At 36.1% G+C, this 20,110-nt stretch carries 18 protein-coding genes and 1 pseudogene; 11 read left to right on the top strand and 8 right to left on the bottom strand.

The features are described 5' to 3' along the window. Window positions 1-156 precede the first annotated feature (156 nt). On the bottom strand, window positions 157-609 hold the full coding sequence (locus OSJ91_RS09985) for a hypothetical protein (RefSeq protein ID WP_413016767.1): 453 nt from the start codon (window positions 607-609) through the stop codon (window positions 157-159). 654 nt (window positions 610-1,263) lie between these two features. After that, window positions 1,264-1,662, bottom strand: coding sequence for a winged helix-turn-helix transcriptional regulator (locus OSJ91_RS09990; protein WP_485891459.1), 399 nt, complete (start codon window positions 1,660-1,662; stop codon window positions 1,264-1,266). A gap of 288 nt (window positions 1,663-1,950) precedes the next feature. Between OSJ91_RS09990 and OSJ91_RS09995 the strand changes: the two genes are divergently transcribed. Continuing rightward, a complete protein-coding gene (locus OSJ91_RS09995; protein ID WP_485891460.1) occupies window positions 1,951-2,826 on the top strand; it encodes an SDR family oxidoreductase in 876 nt (291 codons plus the stop codon). Window positions 2,827-3,239: 413 nt separating this feature from the next. After that, window positions 3,240-3,569 (top strand): hypothetical protein, encoded by a 330-nt coding sequence (locus OSJ91_RS10000; RefSeq protein ID WP_485891461.1) that lies wholly within the window; start codon window positions 3,240-3,242, stop codon window positions 3,567-3,569. Window positions 3,570-4,228: 659 nt separating this feature from the next. Here OSJ91_RS10000 and OSJ91_RS10005 read toward each other — a convergent pair. Continuing rightward, a pseudogene (locus OSJ91_RS10005) lies at window positions 4,229-4,779 on the bottom strand (hypothetical protein). Between the two features lie 255 nt (window positions 4,780-5,034). On the opposite strand from OSJ91_RS10005, the gene OSJ91_RS10010 reads away from it, so the two are divergent. The 4 genes from OSJ91_RS10010 to OSJ91_RS10025 all read left to right on the top strand — a co-directional run bounded on the left by OSJ91_RS10010 (window position 5,035) and on the right by OSJ91_RS10025 (window position 10,038). Then, complete coding sequence (locus tag OSJ91_RS10010) at window positions 5,035-6,099, top strand: sulfite oxidase (protein WP_350302097.1); 1,065 nt, start codon at window positions 5,035-5,037, stop codon at window positions 6,097-6,099. A gap of 502 nt (window positions 6,100-6,601) precedes the next feature. Continuing rightward, the gene (locus OSJ91_RS10015) at window positions 6,602-7,237 is read left to right on the top strand and encodes a hypothetical protein (RefSeq protein ID WP_350302098.1); all 636 of its coding nucleotides are present in this window, start codon (window positions 6,602-6,604) and stop codon (window positions 7,235-7,237) included. Window positions 7,238-8,006: 769 nt separating this feature from the next. Continuing rightward, entirely contained in the window at window positions 8,007-9,416 is a 1,410-nt protein-coding gene (locus OSJ91_RS10020) for a processed acidic surface protein (RefSeq protein WP_485891462.1), read from the top strand. 1 nt (window position 9,417) lies between these two features. Further along, entirely contained in the window at window positions 9,418-10,038 is a 621-nt protein-coding gene (locus OSJ91_RS10025) for a class D sortase (protein WP_413016781.1), read from the top strand. Between the two features lie 146 nt (window positions 10,039-10,184). On the opposite strand, the gene OSJ91_RS10030 is transcribed toward OSJ91_RS10025, so the two are convergent. The 3 genes from OSJ91_RS10030 to OSJ91_RS10040 all read right to left on the bottom strand — a co-directional run bounded on the left by OSJ91_RS10030 (window position 10,185) and on the right by OSJ91_RS10040 (window position 13,736). Continuing rightward, window positions 10,185-10,583, bottom strand: coding sequence for a DoxX family protein (locus OSJ91_RS10030; RefSeq protein WP_485891463.1), 399 nt, complete (start codon window positions 10,581-10,583; stop codon window positions 10,185-10,187). A gap of 762 nt (window positions 10,584-11,345) precedes the next feature. Further along, window positions 11,346-11,927, bottom strand: coding sequence for a YitT family protein (locus tag OSJ91_RS10035; RefSeq protein WP_485891464.1), 582 nt, complete (start codon window positions 11,925-11,927; stop codon window positions 11,346-11,348). Between the two features lie 303 nt (window positions 11,928-12,230). Beyond that, window positions 12,231-13,736 carry a DHA2 family efflux MFS transporter permease subunit gene (locus OSJ91_RS10040; protein ID WP_485891465.1) on the bottom strand — a complete coding sequence of 502 codons (1,506 nt, stop codon included), beginning with the start codon at window positions 13,734-13,736 and terminating at the stop codon, window positions 12,231-12,233. A gap of 934 nt (window positions 13,737-14,670) precedes the next feature. On the opposite strand from OSJ91_RS10040, the gene OSJ91_RS10045 reads away from it, so the two are divergent. From OSJ91_RS10045 to OSJ91_RS10060, 4 genes are all read left to right on the top strand, one after another. Beyond that, entirely contained in the window at window positions 14,671-16,014 is a 1,344-nt protein-coding gene (locus OSJ91_RS10045) for an amino acid permease (RefSeq protein WP_485891466.1), read from the top strand. A 135-nt stretch (window positions 16,015-16,149) separates the two neighbouring features. Beyond that, window positions 16,150-17,163 carry an SIS domain-containing protein gene (locus OSJ91_RS10050; RefSeq protein WP_350302103.1) on the top strand — a complete coding sequence of 338 codons (1,014 nt, stop codon included), beginning with the start codon at window positions 16,150-16,152 and terminating at the stop codon, window positions 17,161-17,163. Window positions 17,164-17,225: 62 nt separating this feature from the next. Then, window positions 17,226-18,008 carry a fructoselysine 6-kinase gene (gene frlD / locus OSJ91_RS10055; RefSeq protein WP_485891467.1) on the top strand — a complete coding sequence of 261 codons (783 nt, stop codon included), beginning with the start codon at window positions 17,226-17,228 and terminating at the stop codon, window positions 18,006-18,008. A gap of 74 nt (window positions 18,009-18,082) precedes the next feature. Next, the gene (locus OSJ91_RS10060) at window positions 18,083-18,811 is read left to right on the top strand and encodes a GntR family transcriptional regulator (RefSeq protein ID WP_350302105.1); all 729 of its coding nucleotides are present in this window, start codon (window positions 18,083-18,085) and stop codon (window positions 18,809-18,811) included. Window positions 18,812-18,847: 36 nt separating this feature from the next. Here OSJ91_RS10060 and OSJ91_RS10065 read toward each other — a convergent pair whose 3' ends face one another. Further along, complete coding sequence (locus OSJ91_RS10065; protein WP_350302106.1) at window positions 18,848-19,018, bottom strand: hypothetical protein; 171 nt, start codon at window positions 19,016-19,018, stop codon at window positions 18,848-18,850. A 43-nt stretch (window positions 19,019-19,061) separates the two neighbouring features. Then, the gene (locus OSJ91_RS10070) at window positions 19,062-19,568 is read right to left on the bottom strand and encodes a DinB family protein (RefSeq protein WP_350302107.1); all 507 of its coding nucleotides are present in this window, start codon (window positions 19,566-19,568) and stop codon (window positions 19,062-19,064) included. A gap of 321 nt (window positions 19,569-19,889) precedes the next feature. Between OSJ91_RS10070 and OSJ91_RS10075 the strand changes: the two genes are divergently transcribed. Beyond that, a complete protein-coding gene (locus OSJ91_RS10075; RefSeq protein WP_350302108.1) occupies window positions 19,890-20,096 on the top strand; it encodes a hypothetical protein in 207 nt (68 codons plus the stop codon). Window positions 20,097-20,110 lie beyond the last annotated feature (14 nt).

Below are 20,110 nucleotides of genomic sequence, written 5' to 3' on the forward strand. Positions count from 1 at the left end.
AAAGGGAGCCGATTGGCTGACTGCATTTCATAGATTTCCATATTCTATCTTGCATAATCCATGTATCATTTCACTTTTTTCTTGTAATTAGCATACTACCGTGTCCTCTTTACCGGCTGCAAAACTGCATAAGTTGAGGTAGTGAGTGTATATAATTTATAAACGTTCACCATAAAGTTCTTTTTCTTCAATTGGATGAAAAAGAGTGAATCCTTTTGAACAAAATACAAACCTTCTATCTATCTCGAATCCAGCCTTATTCAAAATTTCAACAGTTCCATGCGAACCTGTGCCAGCATACCCGCAACTACAACCTGATAGGTGCAGCTCATTTCCTTTTTTGTCTATAAGGATGAGATCGCTATCAAGCAAATTATTATCTTTATTAATTTCTTTAACAATTTTTGCGATTTTAAAACGATCAAAATGATCTTTAACTGCTTCGAATAACGCAATACTTTTATTGGTAACACCGCGGTTTTCACCGTAATCTTTTATGACGAATACTTCCCGCTCATATGACTTCTTATATAGTTTGTATTTATGGTAAGTGATGTCATTAATTTTACATATAAGTGGACTATTACTATCCAGTTTTTGATTAAACATTGCACCCCTCCTAAATAGTTAGTTTATTAAGTTTATTAGGAGAAAAAGAGATTAGTACCAAGAAGCTGTTAATAGGCAAATTTTTTTCATTTCTGATTCTCTTTTAATTGATAGGGATGAATCGGGATATCGAATGGAGCTGTTAGAGGGAAGTGGAAAAATGAAAAAAAACACCTAAAGGGTGCTTTCAGGTTGACAACAAAAGGAGGTTCGGAATCCTCCCACCCCGAACCAGGATTATAAAAGAAAAATTGATTATCGTTCATGTTCTTATATTGGATTAAACGAATGAAACCCTCACTAGATTGAAGAAATTTGAGAAACTCCTGCCGAACAACTGGCTAGCCGATACCCCACATACGTTTGGCAGACAGTCGGCGGAAAGGGAGCGGATTGCTGAAATCAGCTGGAACTTATTAAAAAAGAAAATTGTTCCTTCATGTAAAGGCATGACGAGTTTGTTAATATTCCAAATATAAATTTTTGTCTTTTTATGTAGTAGATTATCAGAATAATTATAGGGTAGGGTCCACTGAAAAGCATCTTAATTTAAAATCCCCTCATACTCATTACATCTTTTGAAGCATAAAAAATTTCGGAAAAGGGACACTTGTTCATGTGTGTCTCTTATCCGGGTATAATTCAAGCTAAATACTATAGCCCTTTTTTATTATCTTCAATGGAGTAGTTTTTTTGTTCACTTTGTTTTTTTTTCATATATTTTTTACCCCAATCCCCCATAATGTCCAGTACTGGGATAAAGCTTTTCCCTTGTGGTGTTAGCGAGTATTCTACTTTAGGAGGAACTTCTTTATACACCTCTCTGTGAACCATTCCGTCCTCTTCCAATTCTCTCAGTTGTCTTGTCAATATTCCTTTTGAAATGCCCGGTAACAACCTTTGAAGTTCGTTAAATCTTCTTGTTTGTCGACTTATATACCATAAAATAACAATTTTCCATCTTCCAGAAATTACATTTTGAGTAAGTGTCAAAGAGCATACTTCTCCTTGTTCTTCAGGAGGCGGTTCTCCTTGGAAATTAAATCGAGCCATTGATTGTATTTTCCCCTCTCTCTCATAATGGTCCTATTTTTGTGACTATGTCATAAAAAAATGCCTACTTTTATTATTGTGACCGTGGATATAGTATATACCTGTACTTAATAATTCAACAAGTTCACGTATATCTCTGGAAAATGAAGGGGGCTATATAAATAAACTCATTAAAAATTATTTTACTAAGATGATCAATACACAATTATTAAGGGTTATTGATGGAGAAATTATTTAGATTCTATTGTCGCCCTCTAATACGAAAAAATTAAAATCGGAGGAAAAACGATGAAAATATTAGTTACAGGTGCAACAGGGAAATTAGGGACAAAGGTTGTAGAAACGTTATTAAAAACTGTACCAGCGAGTCAATTAGCTGTTAGTGTACGAAATCCAGAGAAAGCAGAAGGATTACGAGCTCGCGGAGTAGAAGTTCGACACGGAGACTTTGATAAACCAGAAACATTAGATGCTGCTTTTTCAGGAATTGATCGGCTTTTAATAATATCTACGTTTGGGGATCATGAAACAATTATGAGACAGCATACGAATGCCTTAATTGCTGCTCAACATGCTCAAGTTAAATTTATTGCTTATACTAGTGTAACAAATGCAAGTCAAAGCAAATTTTTCCTCGCTCCACTACATCAAGCTAGAGAAGAAGCTATTTTGAAAACAGGTATTCCATACTCGTTTTTAAGGAACAATTGGTATTTGGAAAATGAAATCGGAAGCATACAAGGCGTGATGGCAGGAGCACCTTGGATAACATCAGCAGGAACAGGAAAAGCAGGCTGGGTACTTCGACAAGATTTAGCGGAGGCAGCATCAAATGTATTGACCGGAGAAGGACATGAAAATACAGTTTACGAACTTTCCGGTAAGCCAATGACTCAAGAGGAATTAACATCTGCCCTTGGAGATGTATTAGGGAAAGAAGTACCTCTACAGCATATCGATGATATTGCTTATGCGAACATGATGAAAGGTGCAGGGGTACCAGAAGCCTACCTCCCTATGCTTGTAAATACGCAAAAAGGTATTCGAAATGGTGGATTAGAGATTGAGAGCAACGATTTAGAAAAATTACTTGGTCACTCTTCTACACCAATAAATGAAGCTTTGAGTCAAATTGTCGATCAAATATCCCAAACAGGAGATTAAGTTTAATCAAAAACACCTCCTCATATGTAATGGAGGTTTCCTAACAATGGGAAAAATAAAGTATGCATCCTAATGAGTGTTGTAAGTTTATTAAACATCTCTAATACATTCTCCTGTATTTTTGAGGTTATTATAATTAAGATTTTTATAAGCGTACCATTCATTCCATCCATCATTCCAAGAATATTACGTGACCGTCTATCCATGGGTAGGCGGTTTTTTATGTTATTAGTAAAATAAGTGTGTGCCTAAACATCTTCTGTATGTTTTTATAAATCATTGAAAGGCACTCATTGTCTGGGTGCTTTTTCACTGTGTATTAAATGTGTAATTTAATTATTTTGGGGACAAGCACAAGCACAATTTAATAATTTCCATAATATAAAACAAAGCATGATATGGAGGTGAATTACATGGGACAAGAAAAAGAGGAAAAATATAATAGTAAGAAAGATAAATATTATAGTAATAAAGATAAAAATAATAGTAAGAAAGACCATAAGTCTAAAGAAGAAAAATGCTGTTTTAAATTGGAATATAGTTTTAAACTAGAGAAATGCAGTAATGAAGAGGATAATAAATGTTGTAAGAGTAAAGATAAAAATGGCAGCAAGAAAAAAGAAGATAAAAATGGCAGCAAGAATAAAGAAGATAAAAATGGCAGCAAGAATAAAGAAGATAAAAATGGCAGCAAGAAAAAAGAAGATAAAAATAACAGCAAGAAAAAAGAGGATAAAAAATGATGTTGTGATTGCAGTAAAAACAAGAAACAATTGCTAACACCATTAAGGGTTAGAACCCATTTCCTTGGAGCATCCATTCATTGGGTGCTCTTTCTTTTGGGAAAGTATCATACAAGGGTATGAGAGTTACTCATATGTATTCAGCTAAAAACATAATTTTGGTAAAATTTAAGTGAATCTATATGTTTTAGAAGAAGAGGGTTACCTCTTGAAACACATTCAGTTCCAGTTGACGGAAATCAGTTTTATTATAAAGGAAAGACATGGTGCAGAAGAATATGACAACCCCTCTTTGTCATACCCTTTATAAAAAGATAAGGGTGTGACAATTCTGAGTATGAAGAAAAACGACCAAATCGTTATTTATATAGTAAAAGGCTCAACAATTAAAAGGTTTTTAATCCTAGATCTAATTATTGGATCAGGAATTTTTTATGTGGTCAAATTCATTTCTTCAAGTATATTAATAGCGAGTGCGAGCAGTTTTATTGGAACAGAAGGAATTAAAAAGGCACCGAAAGTTCTAAAAAATGCAATTGGATTAATATCCTAAAGGTTATGAATTCCACGAAATGGAGCTTTGTTTAACAAGAAGAGAATACATATTATAAACGCCTGATATGTATTCTCCTTTTTATAATGATACAACGTTGGCGTTTCTACATATTTTTCCATACATTTGCATACTTCTTTTGATATTTTGCATCCTCTTCTTTTTCAACTAAATTCAGTGCGATTTGCTTTATTTCTTCATCTTTTATTTCATTAAATAAGTTCCTAAGTCCTTGAATAATATCAAAACGAATTAACGTGTAGTTTTTTTCATGAACGCAATTTAAATACCGATCAACAAGACTTTTTATTACCATTTCTTTTTGCTCAGCGCCAGCTAGACCTATTTTCCATATAGATTGTAGGCTATGCCTTGCGGTGACGAATTTTTTATCTTTTGCCACTTCCCAAACCAATGGGAAATCCGTTAGCATTCTTTTTTCAGGATCACTTTTCGCCAAACTGCAAAGAAATTGTGCAGCCCTTGATCTTCGGTGGTTATCAGAATGAGTTAAATCCTCCTTCAATTGGTTCCATACATCAAAGCCCAGGCCACCTCTTCTTTGGAAGAAGCAAGGATATGATTGTAGGCTTCGTATTGTAAGTCCTTATCTTGAGAAAGTAAATTTTCAAAAGAAGTTTGTATAGCACTATCCATTAGAAACACTCCTTCTTAAAATATGATAGGCAGCCTCTCATCACTGTTGTTCTGTCCCGAATAGCCAGCTAGTCCAATTATAATTATTTCAAATGAAAAATATACTTACAATAAGTTTTTTCGAGAGGCGGGCCAGTTTAAGCCGGCATAAAGCTCGCTTGGTGAAATATTTGAAGTTGAAAATATACCAATAACCTAATTTGGCTGTACTGAACGTATACATATATAATGATTCATTTTAATTAGGAGGAAATTATGACAAATCCACATAAAGTGAAACCCTATTTATTGACACGAAGTTTGCAGCCGGAAAATCAGGAGACACCGATTCATTTCATCAATAATGATAGCATGGAAAACCAATTATTTTATAGAAGGAACCACTTTTCTTATCCGACTCTTTCCTATTCAAACTATTGGCTCCCTATAAATGGGTTAGTATCCGCCCCTTTGCTACTGTCCATGCAAGACATTCTTCAATACCCATCAAAAACTTTGGAAGTTGTCCTGGAATGCTCGGGTGACAAGCGTAATCTCTTCGAACCTAAAATATTTGGAGAACAATGGGGAAAGGGAGCTATTAGCCAAGGTAGGTGGAAAGGTGTACCATTACAGACAATACTTGAATTATCTGGAATAGGGGAAGGGGCAAAAGAAGTTGTCGTGGAGGGTTATGATTATGGAAATAGGAAAGATCTAGATGAGATTTATACCTATACCAGGAGTTTGCCTATCGAGAAAGCACTGCATCCAGATACCATTATTGCATATGAATATAATAACCAGCCAATTCCTTTTAAACATGGTTATCCATTGAGGTTAATCGTTCCGCAGTGGTATGCAATGGCATCTGTTAAGTGGATAAAGCAGATAAGTGTTATTAATTCTACATTCAATGGGCCGTTTCAAACAAATGATTATGTGTATTATCCAAATAAATACAATAATGAAGGCGCATACCCAGTTACTACAATAAATATCAATTCGACTATCCAAAAACCGCTGGATATGGAAATTATAAATACTGGTAAGCATGCAATAAAAGGAATTGCATGGACAGGAAAAGGAGTAATTACAAAGATGGAAATTAGTCTTGATGGTGGCTATACATGGAGAAACGCCGATATATTACCTCATCAGAATATTGGTTATGGATGGGTTAGTTGGTCATACGAGTGGAATATATTAGAAAAAGGTGAGTACACGATTAAATCCAGAGCAACAGATTCATTTGGTCAAATTCAACCGAATTTTCCTTTTTGGAATAAAAAAGGTTATGGGTATAATGCCATTGATCAAATTAAGGTTAAGGTAGAATGACTATTAATTTATTTTTAGATAAAGTAACGGGAGAATAAATTATTGAAGAAGAATATAAGTGATCCAATCGATAGGAAAAAAATCAGCCGTGATTATCTTTGAAATTGGTTAAATCAATTTAGTTAATCGTAGAAAGTTACCAGGAACGTCGGACAAAGAGTCGCTCGCTTCCGTAGCAAGAAACTCCTTCAGTGGATATAGTGTTAAGAAAATGAGAAAAGTCGTTCCTGGATTTGGCCAAATAACGGTTTTGTGTTACAGAGAAACACCCTTCCAAAAGAGTTTAGGAGGGTTTTTTGGCATGGCCAATTTAGACTGAATAAGGGAATTGTCAGCCTATTTAGCAGGGTAGTTGAGATGCGCGTGAAAAGCAGTATAGAATTCTCAAGTCTCCAAATATTAAATTAAAGGAGGGCTGCGATATCGACACTTCGTAATTCATTTTTGGGGACTAAAATGCATTGAAAATACAGCAATAGTTATTTTAATAGGAGTGAACCTAATGAAGTTAACAAGAGTATTTTTTATAGCAGTATTTCTTTTTACTTATTTACACCTTCAAACTTACTCTTATGCAACAGAAATTAATGTTTCTGAAAAAAGTAGAGTTTTGTTAAAAGTTAAAGATACTAAAGGGATTAGTTATGATGTTTATTTTTTTGCTCCTAAAGAAACTAAAACAGACTATTACCTTTGCAGCACAGGCGATGAAGTATTTATAGGTAATTATAGTTTTCTAATTCAAAAACAAGGTGAAAAAGAAATAAAAACGACATCCATCATATTAAAGGATTATCCTTATAACCAAACCCAAAGAACTGTGTTTCCGATAATATCAAAATCTTATCCTGATATCGTGGTGGTTTCAAATCAATTAGACTGTAACACAAAGGCGGGCTATCTGTATTATGTTGATAATGAAAAAATAGTATCAGTAAAGAGTGCTTTGTCCTATACTTTACCGCCAAGGTTCAATGAGAAAAATGAGTTAGAAACAATGAGTTATTACAATATGGAAGATTTACCTTGGGTATTAAATACTTATGAATTGGATTTAAAGAGTAATTCATTGAAAATGATAGATAAAAAATCTTTGTCTTTTGAGGAAGGTCAGAAGATAAAAAATAAATGGCAATGAATTAATTCCTTGATGAACTACTGCTAAAACGCCAAAATAGGCGTTTTTTTATTTGAAAACATGCAACACATAAAACTTCCGATTACCATTTGAACAAAAAAAGGAGCATTATGTTCCTAATCTAATTTAAAAGGTGAGATGTGAGAATTCCACTTAGGAATTGAGTGTTCTGGGTTTTTAATCGGTCTATTCCGTTTTAGTCTCCAATTCACCATTAACTCGATATATCTTTCTAGGTCTTCCTTTAGCTGTCGGTGCTTATTCACCAATTATTTCGGCAATCTCTTGCTCGACTAAACCGTATATCGAAAAAAAATAAAAACTTGTAAATTTAAAAATGAGTTAATAATGGCGGGTTTTAAAATTCTCAATGTGAAAAGATATCTGCAGGTCTTTTGAGAAAAGATTGATTGAAACGGAACATACCATCACTAACATCCCCATAGTTAAGGGAAGTACATGGATAAAAGTGAATGAATTAAAAAATTATACTCTTGTCTATATAACCGTATTAATATTAATAATTCTTTTATCTGGAGACACAAGGGGAGGGGTTGTTGTAATCCCTCTTTTTGAAATCAATATATTAATAGGAAGAAATACGTCTAAATTACCCCGAACAGAGGGTAAATGCTTTTAAAAAGTTTGTTAGCAAAGTAAGTAAAATAGAAATTTTTCGCTATTGGAAAAAATAACTTCATTGTTAAATTATTGTTATTACCTTATAATTTTCTAGAAACATATGAAATGTTATGAATAGGAGAAAAGTATGAAAAAACTGTGGACGATTTTAGTTTCATTTTCGTTGTTAATTAGCTTATTCCCGCAATTAGCATCGGCATCACCAAGCAAAAATTTTGAGCAAGAACTTACAAAGTATTTAAAAGAGGTAAGCCTTGTAAGGGGTTTTGAAGTGACGAAGGATGATATTGAAACATCTCTTTCTTTTTACGATGAAAGTATTAAAAACTTTGAATCTATTGGTGATTTAAAAGAAGCCTTAGGCGAAGTCATTAAGGCAGATTTAAGTAATTTAGATGCCATTTATGAAGATTATAATCTGACTAATGAGAGCCTAATTAATCTATTACACGAAAATGGCGAAGAACTAGACGATTATATCTTTATCTGGGACTTAGATGAAGCTGTTTATTTCTATACAGAAGAGGGCGATTTTGAACGCGATCCAAACTTTGACAAAGAATTAGTCAATTATTTAGCCAAAGTTAGCAAGGAAAGAGGCTTCGAAGTAACAAAAGAAGATATCGAAGCGTCATTGGAACTTTATGATTTTAGCCTGGAAGAATTTGAATCTGTCGAAGAACTTAGCGAATTCTTGGGTGATGTCATAAAGGCAGATCTAAGCAACTTAGATTATTTTAATGAGAATTATGGATTAGATAAACAAGCCTTGCTTCAAATGTTGGAAGAAAATGGTGAAGACATTAACGATTATATATACATAGATAATCTTGAAGAAACTGTTTGGAACCTTACTGGTGGTGGGATAGATGGTGAGGTTGCAGAAGATCTGCTTCCCATTTTCGAGGAAGAACTCGGTTTGACGGAAGAGGAACTACAGCGGCTTGAAGAACACTTAATGTCTTTGGAAGAGCATCTTTCCAATCCGGAAACAGTCAAGCAACTAGAAGCATTGGGCAACCGCATGATGGCTTTCGAGGAATTCGATGTAGCAACCGAGCTTACAGCTGAACAGATAGCTGAAATGGCATCAATCTATGAAGAATTACTTTCAATCTTTAAGCTTAATGTATCCTATTCCCTTGTGAAAAGTGGCTCGGAATCACCTGTATCCCTTATGGATTTAATGAAATTGGAAGAATTGAAGGGTGCTAACCTGAAAATAGCGATATATAATACTGACGGAAAGTTCTTGGCTGATCTTTTAATAACAGGTGAAATGGTCGATTCTGACACTCTTACCAATGCAGGCGGGCAAATAAAGGAATCTGCAAAAGAGGTGCAAAAAACCATTGAAAAGGCACCAGTTGCTAAACCAGTAAAGCAAAAGATCAGTACTCATACAAATTCAGAAAATCAAACCGTAAAAGGGGCTAAACTGCCAAATACCGCTTCCGATTATTTGCCTAGCGCCCTTTTAGGACTATTTCTTGTCTTGTTCGGAAGCTTGATGTATCGAAAAATCAGGAAAGCTTAATATGAAACAATTAAAGAAAAAGCGTTTGCTTCTGCTTTCTTGTACAATTGCCATTATTTTATTTGGAATTTGGTTTTCCACATCCAATATGTATAAGTTTGCAAAAGGCTACTTTCTTTACAAGACTCATGCTCCAAGTAGCCAAGTAGATGAAACTGTACAGAAACCACCAAGTAATAAAACAACAAAGAAAGAGCTATATCCTGTCCGCCCTAAAACGGGTGAAGAAATCGGGGAACTGTATATACCCAAACTAAAAACAAAACTCCCTATTTTCCATGGCACAAACGAGGATGAATTGGAAAAAGGCGTTGGTCACTTTGCAGGAAGTGTGCTACCAGGTGAAAATGACAATTCCGTACTTTCCGGTCATAGAGATACGGTATTCCGTAAACTCGGGCAAGTTGGCGAAGGAGATTTGTTGATAGTAACAACATCGGCAGGAGAGTTCACATACAAAATCAAAAAAGTTCGAATTGTGGATGAGGATGATCGAACCGTGATCGTACCAAAACCACGGGCAACGCTAACCGTCAGTACCTGTTACCCCTTTGATTATATCGGGTCAGCACCTGAACGCTATATACTTGTCGCTTATTTGACTTCAAAAACAGTAAGTTAATCATCAAATTTCTAAAAACAAGAGTCCCAATAAGGAAAACCTATTGGGACTCTTTTAATTTCTATTTAGAAAAGAAAACGAAGGTGAAAGTCACTATAACCAAATGAAAAAACACCGATATCGGTGTTTTTTCATTGCTAATTTATTTATATTGTTACGCTATCCTTATTACTCACTGAAGCGGATTTTAATATTTTATGATAATAAATATAAGAGCCGGCTATCAAAATATATCCGATAATGAAAAGAAGCCATCCACTGGCAGGGTCCCCCACTGATATGCTTGAATACATAGCACCCGTCAAATCAAATACAAAACCTGCATAAGCCCATTCCTTGATTCTTGGAAAGCCTGGAATAAGTATAGCCACGACACCTAATAATTTGGCAATTCCAATGAAGGGTAGGAGGTAGGTGGGATAACCTAAATGATTAAATAAAGCGACTGCATCGGGAACAGACAGTATATCCGGAATAGAACCCAAAACCATTAGTGCCACTAAAAGTCCTGTGAAAATCCAATAAATAATTTTTGTTTTTTTCATCTATTCTCATTCCCTCCCTTAAATTACATTTTAATCATATTCCACTTTCCTTTTATTAATGCATTCTATAAAAAATTATTGAGATTCAACAGTAATATCACGAGTGCAGCATGAAATCACGAGTAAACGTACTGAAATCACGAGTAAATAGCCAAAATTCACGAGTAAACGGCGCGAAATCACGAGTAAAACAGCAAAACTCACGGGTAAACGTCGCGAAATCACGAATGCAGCACGAAATCACGAGTAAACGTACTGAAATCACGAGTAAATAGCCAAAATTCACGAGTAAACGTCGCAAACTCACGAGTAAAACAGTAAAATTCACGAGTAAACGGCGCGAAATCACGAATGCAGCACGAAATGACGAGTAAACGTATTGAAATCACGAGTAAACGGCGACTGTCTGCCAAGCCGCATCAAAGCAAGCGTCTCCGGGGACTCGGCTAGCCAGTTTTTTGGCAGGAGTGTTGCAAATTTCTTAAATCTAGTGAGGATTTCCTCCGTTTGATCTTTTACATCCTTAAGAGAGATTTGATCACAAAATCATGAATAAAGATTATCGTTTGCCCAATTATTCTAGTCTAAAAATCCATGCTTGAAGGTGATTTTGGAGTTTTCTTTAATGTAAAAGGCAGTGGCTGCTTTAACTAATGCCTTTTTGATGAAGGATTTAAAAAATATTCCATACCTTTTCTGCTTTTATCCCTGAAGTGTTGGTAAATATGTATTGCGAACAATGTATTTGACCCTTTTGCAGCTTTATCTTGTAAAAAAGTTTATTGATTTAAAAGAATTGAATAAAATGACGCATATCCCGACACAGGAAATCGGGATGAGGGAATACATTAACTTTAAGTCTTTCAATATAATAATTCCCGCAATTACTATGAGAGAATCAATGATAAAAATAATAATTCCAGGATTAGTTGCTGTGGTTTTAGAGATTAATAGTGCTAGTAAATCCACTCCACCGGGGCTAATATGTTGTCTCAGCATAAAACCGACACCAATCCCAATCGTCATTCCGCCGATAATGGCACTTGTTATGATCGGTAGATGAACCAAACCGTTTAGTGGTGTTAGCCAATCAATAATGGTTGAAGTAAAAGCTAACCCAAGGATGGCATTAAAGAAATAAGATTTATCGTATAGAAGAGATAGAAGGTATATGGGAATATTGATCATGATCATGGTATGTCCGACCTGGATTCCCCAAACATATTTGATTAACAAACTTATTCCAAATATCCCGCCATTTATTAGATGAATGGGAACGATAAACAGGTTAATACCAATTCCAATGCAAAAACTTGAAAAAAGCAGAGTAACAAACTTTTTCATTAATACATTCCCCTTGTACAAATCATTATCTTAAAATATATGAGAGGAATGTAAATATATACTCAGCATATGAAAGTACCGGAGCAATTTGTGAATTGCTGGCTTTGTTCTTAGAAGATTTTCTGAAGAGACATGGGATTACGCTGGATCAAAATTAACGCCGTCTCCTGGAGGCCATGAGGTAATTGGGGCCAAAAAAGAGACACTCATAAAAAGTGTCTCTTTTTTGGCATTTATATGTCTTCATGGGGCAAGTCAGTTTAATAATATAAGAATTTTTTCACCTTTGAAAATAGGTTGAATTTAGCCTTGATTATTCAAGGTGCTTTTTTTTGATAGGCGATTTGTAATGGTATCTTCTTGCGGTGATGTTTGCCGTATATAGAAGGCCAGTATGAATGCAACTATGGTCAATCCTGTTGCGATCATGAATGCATCATCCACTCCCATTACGCTGCCTTGTTTAATGGCCATCGTCATTTGTGATGTATTATCTGGTGATATATTCTTTTGAGATAAGATTTCCTGTACATGTTTCGTTCCCTGGTTTGTCATGATGGACACAAAGAACGCCATACCAACAGCGCCTGCTACCATTCTCAATGTATTGACCATTGCTGTACCATATTTATTTAGGCTAAGTGCCAATTCATTTAATCCAGCTGTGAAGATAGGCATCATCAGTATCGACATTCCGAACATTCTAATCGTATATACCCACACCACATAAGAATAGGACGTATCTGTTTCTAGCCGCGCTAAAAGATAGGTTGTAATGATAGTGATGGCAAGTCCGCTCACCGCAAGCCATCTTGCACCAAATCGATCAAAAAGCTTACCTGTAATAGGAGACATGATCCCCATTAAAATCCCGCCAGGCAATAGCATCAGACCAGATTCCATCGGAGTAAACCCACGGATATTCTGCATATAGATTGGCATGATGATCATTCCGGAGAACATACCCATAGTTGCGATGACGTTGATGATTGTCGTTAAAGTGAACATCCGATACCGAAAAATTCTAAATTCCAAAATAGGATGAGATACAGTGAATTGCCTCCAGACAAATAAAGCTAAACTGATTCCTCCAACTAGGAACATCGTCAGTACTTCAGGACTGCCCCAGCCCTTGGTGCCGCCTGTAGCAAATCCATATAGAACTCCGCCGAATCCGATAGTGGATAGAATTACACCCAGTTTATCGAGTTTAGGCCGGCTGGTTTTCCCTACTTTTTTAATGATGAAAATGGCAAAGATGAAGTCAAGCAGGGCGAATGGGAAAATGATGAAAAACAGAACCCGCCATGAATAGTTTTGGATAATCCACCCTGATAATGTCGGTCCTACAGCTGGGGCAAAATTCATCGCGATACCAAATATGCCCATTGCGAAACCGCGTCTGTTAGGCGGAAATAAAGTAAAAATTACATTTGTAATCAACGGGAACAAAATCCCCGCACCTGCAGCTTGAACCACACGTCCGATCAATAAGACGGAGAAGCTGGGGGCAATTCCACATAAAAAAGTTCCTAATGCAAAGAGTCCCATCGAAGCAAGATATAATTGTCTTGTATTGAATCGTTCCATTAAGAAAGCGGTAATCGGGATGACAATCCCATTGACCAATAAGAAGATTGTTGTAAGCCAATTAGCTGTTGCAGCTGATATGTCAAAATGAGTCATTAATTGAGGCAATGCGATATTGATTAAAGTCTGATTTAAGAAAGCGACTAGAGCACCAGCCAGCATCACCGCAAACATGGGGCCTGTACGAATTTTAGTGATGGCTGTTTTGTCGTGATTCATTATTATGGCACGTCCTTCCCGCTAGGAAGTACAAATTGTACTGCCAGCGATTTTTAAAAGTTATAGAAACTAATTCGTCTCACGAAGTATCAGTGTAAACCAACCTATATTTTTCAATAAAATATACCATTTAAGGAGATTCAACTCAATTTACGGCTTTTTTGAGATGTTTATTCTTTATTAACATTAACCACTCACTTGACAATATTTCAGGATACATTCTCTTGGAAATCCCCCAGGTTAACATCCATTCTACAGGTATATCATATTTCAAACAATAATCACCAATATAATACTTACAATGTACCAGAGAAATTTTTGCACTAGGTATAAATACTTTAACATTCTATCATTCGTATTCACTAATAAATAGTTAATTGATAAAAAGGTGTGATGAACAATAAAATCATGCATTTTCCGTATATTGAGAATTAATATTTTTTAAATATTCAAAATAATTATTGCAATCAATGTATTGGTTAATTATAATACAAAACATAACAAATAAAAAGTCGTTTTGAGGGGGTGAAAGAATTTAATATTGCAGGGATGAATATCACTTTTAGGCATTTCCCTTTTCATTATTTTTTGGATTGCATGGACAAACTTGAGATTAAAAGCATTGAATTATGGGGTGGGGAGCCTCATTTGTATGTTTATCGCAACATACTAGGAAATATAAGGAGTTTGAGAAGGGAAATTAAATCTTGTTTCACAAGAGGAATCATGGAAGTATGCAAGTGACTCAATCTTTCAATTAACCAAAGTAGCTGAGAAGGAAGGTTTGATGCTTAAAAGCCATCGTTACAAAGGAAGTTGTACTCTAGAAATTATGGGATCAAATTATTATCAAAATCCAAGTGATGCAATCATGAAATCTATTGAAAAAGTATGGGAATTGGGAATTTAATCATCTAATTTGGAGGAACTCTTTATGAGTAATGGCACACTTACACGAAAACTGGGTTTTTGGTCTGCTCTAGCAATTGCTGTTGGAACTACTATAGGATCGGGTATTTTTGTCTCATCTGGTGATGTTGCAAGGGCTGCGGGTACTCCTTCCATTTCTATTCTAGCCTGGATAATAGGCGGGGTGATTGCCATACCGCAAGTAATGGTTCTGGCCGAGTTATCGACAGCGTACCCCCAAAATGGAAGCGGTTACGTTTATTTGAATAAAGCTGGGTGGAGGCCTTTGGCATTTTTATATGGATGGGCCACTTTCTGGGCGTTGGATCCTCCATCCATATCGATTATGGCTTTAGCGATTGTTTCTTATTTAGCAACCTTTTTCCCATTTTTCTCAGGAGTTGCCGGGAAATTATTGGGTATTGCGATCATCCTGCTCATCACATCGATTCATTATCGAAGTGTGAAAGAAGGAGGTCTTTTCCAAGTCATTATCACGGCTATCAAGATCATTCCTTTCCTGATCGTCATTGTGCTGGGAATAATGTATATGAACCCTGAAAACTTTGCTTATACTCCAGAACCTGGTGCCCAAAAGTCAAGTTTAATAGGCGGTGTATCTGCAACCACATGGGCATATACGGGGATGGCTGCAATTTGTTTCATGGCTGGGGAGTTCAAAAATCCAGGGAAAATACTTCCCCGAGCTCTTATTAGTTCGGTATTCATCGTGTTGGCTCTATATACGCTGCTAGCCATTTGTGTCATCGGCTTGATGCCATTTGAAGAATTAATCAACTCCAATGCGGCTGTTTCCGAAGCTGTAAAATATATTCCGGGATTATCGGATATTGCATCATCATTTGTGGCCATTACGGCGATTATTGTTATCTTGGGTTCGCTAAGCTCTTGCATAATGTTTCAGCCCCGCCTTGAGTATGCAATGGCAAAGGACGGACTATTCTTTCAACGCTTTGCGAAGGTCCATCCTAAATATGAAACTCCAAGCTTCTCCATCATCGTTCAGGTTACGTATGCATGTATTCTTGTGTGCTTCAGTAATTTAACAGTGTTACTTGGCTATTTCACACTGATTCAATTGGTTATTAACATCATGGACTTTGCCGCTGTTTATAAATGTCGTAAAAGGGATGATTATAACCCAATCTATCGTATGCCAATGTGGAGATTAACGACGGTTTTAGCTATTCTTGGAGCATCATGGCTGGCTTGGGGAACTTTTACTTGGGCGCCTATTCAAGGAGTGATTGCAGCATTGATCGTCATCGCAACAGGTCTGCCGGTTTACTATTATTGGGAAAGGAAATATGGATCCAAGAAAAATAACGACAGCGATATCGTGGCTTAGCAGAATGTTAAGGGAAGTTGGGCCTTCTCTTGACAAACGCACTAAAATTTAAAATAAAACAATTGTACAAATTATTATGTTTAGATATAATACAAGACATAACAAATAAACAGAGATACAGGGAGGAAGATGTTGATGCTAAAGTTTGATGAAGAGTTATTTCTTAATCTTGTAGAAAAAGAGGGCCTTGCTTTTAGAGGCCAGATTGAAGAAATCGTAGATGGAATCACAAAAAGGGGCTACAGTAATATATTCCTGATCGGTGCTGGTGGCACGATAGCCATGATGTATCCTTATGAATACATTTTAAAATCAAATTCTACCATCGATGTCCATGCAGAAATTGCTGCTGAGTTCATGGTGATGAATCATAAGCATTTCAGCAAAGATTCAGTCTGTATTTTTACATCTGTATCCGGGACTACTCAAGAAACAGTTGCAGCGGCTGAATATTGTAAAGGAAAAGGCGCCACTACAATCGCTTTAGTTGCAGAGCCAAATACTCCGTTAACACAAATTGCGGATTACTGTATAACGACAGGTTCTGAAACGCACTCTTTTGATACTTTCTTTATGCTTTTGTACATGGTCGTCTTCCGTTTCATGCATAACAACAATGAATTCCCGCAATATGAACAATTCACGAAGGAGGTTTCTCTACTTCCGCGTGCAATTCTAGATGCCGTTAAATCTTTTGACAAAAAAGCAGAGGAATTTGCCATTACACATAAAGATACGGATTACCACATGATGGTCGGTTCTGGTAACCTATGGGGAAACACTTATTCATATGCAATGTGCATTTTAGAGGAAATGCAATGGATCCAGGCGAAATCCATCCACGCTGCAGAGTTTTTCCATGGTACGCTTGAACTTGTTGTTGAAGATACAAGTGTTATTTTACTAAAAGGAGAAGATGAAACTAGACCGCTGATGGACCGTGTAGAGAGATTTGTAGAAAATATCTCGAAAAATTTAACGGTTATTGATACCAAAAGCTTTGAAATGGAAGGTATCAGCGAAGAATTCAGAAAGCACTTTTCTGTTAGTATTAACTGGTCAGTATTAAGTCGAATCAGCGTTTACCTTGAGCGTGAAAGAAATCATCCATTAACACTTAGAAGATACTATCGCCAAATGGAATATTAAGATATGTGGAGCACTACTTAGTAGTGCTCATTTCTTAAGTTTAAAGAAAGCGGGGGAAAAAGATGAGAACGGTTTCAATCGGAGATAACTGTATGGATGTATATCAAAGGAAAGGGGAGGTCTATCCTGGCGGTAATTCTTTAAATGTGGCTGTCTATTTAAGAGGGTTAGGTGCTGAATCTGCTTATATTGGCTGGGTGGGCTCCGATCAATACAGTGAAAAAATGGTTAAAGCGATTCAGGAAAAAGGTGTTGATATTTCTCATCTTTCGCGGAAAGAAGGAAAAACAGCTGTTACTTTTGTTGAAATGGTAGGAAATGACCGCAGGTTTGGAGAATACGACGAAGGTGTCATGGAACATTTCTGTTTAACGACGGAAGAACTCCATTACATTCAAACATATCAGCTTATACATTCAGGGATTTGGGGACATGCGGATAAGTACTATTCCTTTTTTAAAGAAAAAGGTATGCTCACGTCTTTTGATTTCTCAGATCAGCTAGATCATGATCTGGTGAAGACTTTACCTCAGTTTGTTGATTATCCTTTTTTCTCTTATACGAAGGATGATGCTTTAATCCGCCAGTTTTTAAAGGATGTAAAAAGTCAAGGAGCTAAAATTGCGGTCGCCACTTTAGGTGAAAATGGTTCACTTGCCTATGATGGCATTCAATTTTATCAATGCGGTGTCGTTGAAGATAATGTGGTCGATACGATGGGGGCGGGGGATTCCTTCATTTCCGGTTTTATTTATGGAATATTGAAAGGCCAATCCATCGGCAATTGTTTAGAATTGGGCACTGAGTCTGCTGCGAAGACAATTAGATATTTCGGTGCGTGGTGACTGGGACTGGAAATAATGTATAATAGATAATAAATAATAAATAATAAATTTTGACGGATAAGGATGAATTTAATATGAATTTAAATCCTTCAACCCCCCAGCCATTATATATGCAAATAAGGCAAATGTTGAAGAATGATATTCAGAACGGTAAATACAAACCAGATGAACAGATCCCAACCGAAGCAGAGCTTTGTGAAACTTATAACGTTAGCCGCATTACCATACGAAAAGCAATAGAGGAATTGGTGAAGGAAGGAACACTGACACGTATTCCGCGCAGGGGTACCTTTGTTGCATCTAATAAGTTTCATAATGAGTTGTTATCCATAAGTGGATTCTCAGAGTTTAGTCATCAGCTTGGGAAGATACCGAATTCCCGGATTTTAAGAAGTGAGGTCATAACCGCCCCAAAAGATGTTGCAGGTCATCTCCTCATTGAAGAAGGAAGCCCCGTTCTCGAACTTGAGCGACTCATGTATGTAGATGAGCGTCCGCTTTTCTACGATACCGCTCATTATTCGTTACTTCGTTTTCCGGATTTAGAAAAGAAGATTGCAAGGGATGAATCAACTTATAAGATCCTTTTGGAAGATTACCATACAGAAATAGTCAGTAACGATAAAATTATAGACGTCATTGGTGCTACAAAAATCTATGCTAAATATTTAGAATGCGATATTGGCGCGAATTTATTTAGAATAGTGAAGATTGCTTTCGATGCAAACGACCAACCTGTACATCTCTCAACGTTCATGTGTGAAACCAACAAGGTCAATCTGACTGTTCATCGGGCAAAATAGGTCATGCCAATAATTTGGCATGACCTATTTAAATATCTAGTTTTGATTTTCCTCCTCCAAACTTTCTTCATTGATCATGGCATTTAAAATATCCTTACAATTAAAACATAAGATATTCTTGTTATCTAACAAAATACCGTTCAGAAAACCTGCCGTACAATACACATCACGTGCACAGCGAACACAAAAGCCAACTAGTTCATCCATTGATACATCCCCCTACTCAGGAAATGGTATATAGTTTGATGTTCTATTTTGCATAAAGATAAAGGCCAAAATCTTGCATAACGGAAGTGTGCCCCATTTGCCGTAACATGGTAGCTATATTGCCACGATGATATGATCCGTGAGTGACAACGTGTAATACCGATTCGGAAATGGTAGTTTCAAGCAAGCCGGCATAGGGGTTATCCACGACAATTACCTTTTCCATATCCTCTGTACTCAGAAGTGCTTTGTTTCTTTCGTATAGGTCTAAAAATATTTTTTTCATTTCCCCAATACTTTTCTTTTCCACGCCTTCTTTTAATTGATTAGAAGATGCCATTGCTTCATCCATACTTATACCTGAGATAATATCAAACCACGCGTAATCTGTGAGATAAATATGAGACAACACTTTTGATACCGACGAAAAACCAGTCTGAATTTCCTTATGGTAAATGTGTTCTGGAAGTTCATTTAACCGATCGATGATGACTCCATTTGCCCACGCGTGATAGTTATACATTTCTAATACTGGCTCAGGGTGATTCATTTAAAAAACCTCCATATACACTAGTTTTTTCGTATTGAACAATTTATGCAGGAAGAACAAAAAAATTCAGGTGTTTTCAAAAAAGTATTTGTTATAAATATGTAGTTCTCTTATATATAAAACAATTCCTCCTAATGATTCTATCGGTATGTGTGCTCATCGCGAAGGTACCATGTTTAAAAAAAGAGGTATTGAGATCATACAAACTGCTTAACATTCTGAGTATAAAAAATGAATTGTTAGTTGAGCACCACTTAATGGCATTTTTTCTTGCAGGAAAATAGCTCCTTATATCGAACTGATAGTAAAGGAGATGGTAATATGAATCTAAGGATCAAATATAGGCTTTATATCCATGTAGACGGAAAACTTATTCCAGAACAGTATGACCGATACGAGATACTAAACGTCAGAGAAGGTATAGATCCAAATGATACTAAGGATTACGAAGAGCTTATTAAAAAATTGAGTAAGTCGATTAATCGGCCTGTAAATGAATTTGAAATAAAAAACTATGAAACAATGTAATTGCATCCTTTTCG

Source organism: Bacillus sp. T-10(2022) (genome assembly GCF_056502895.1).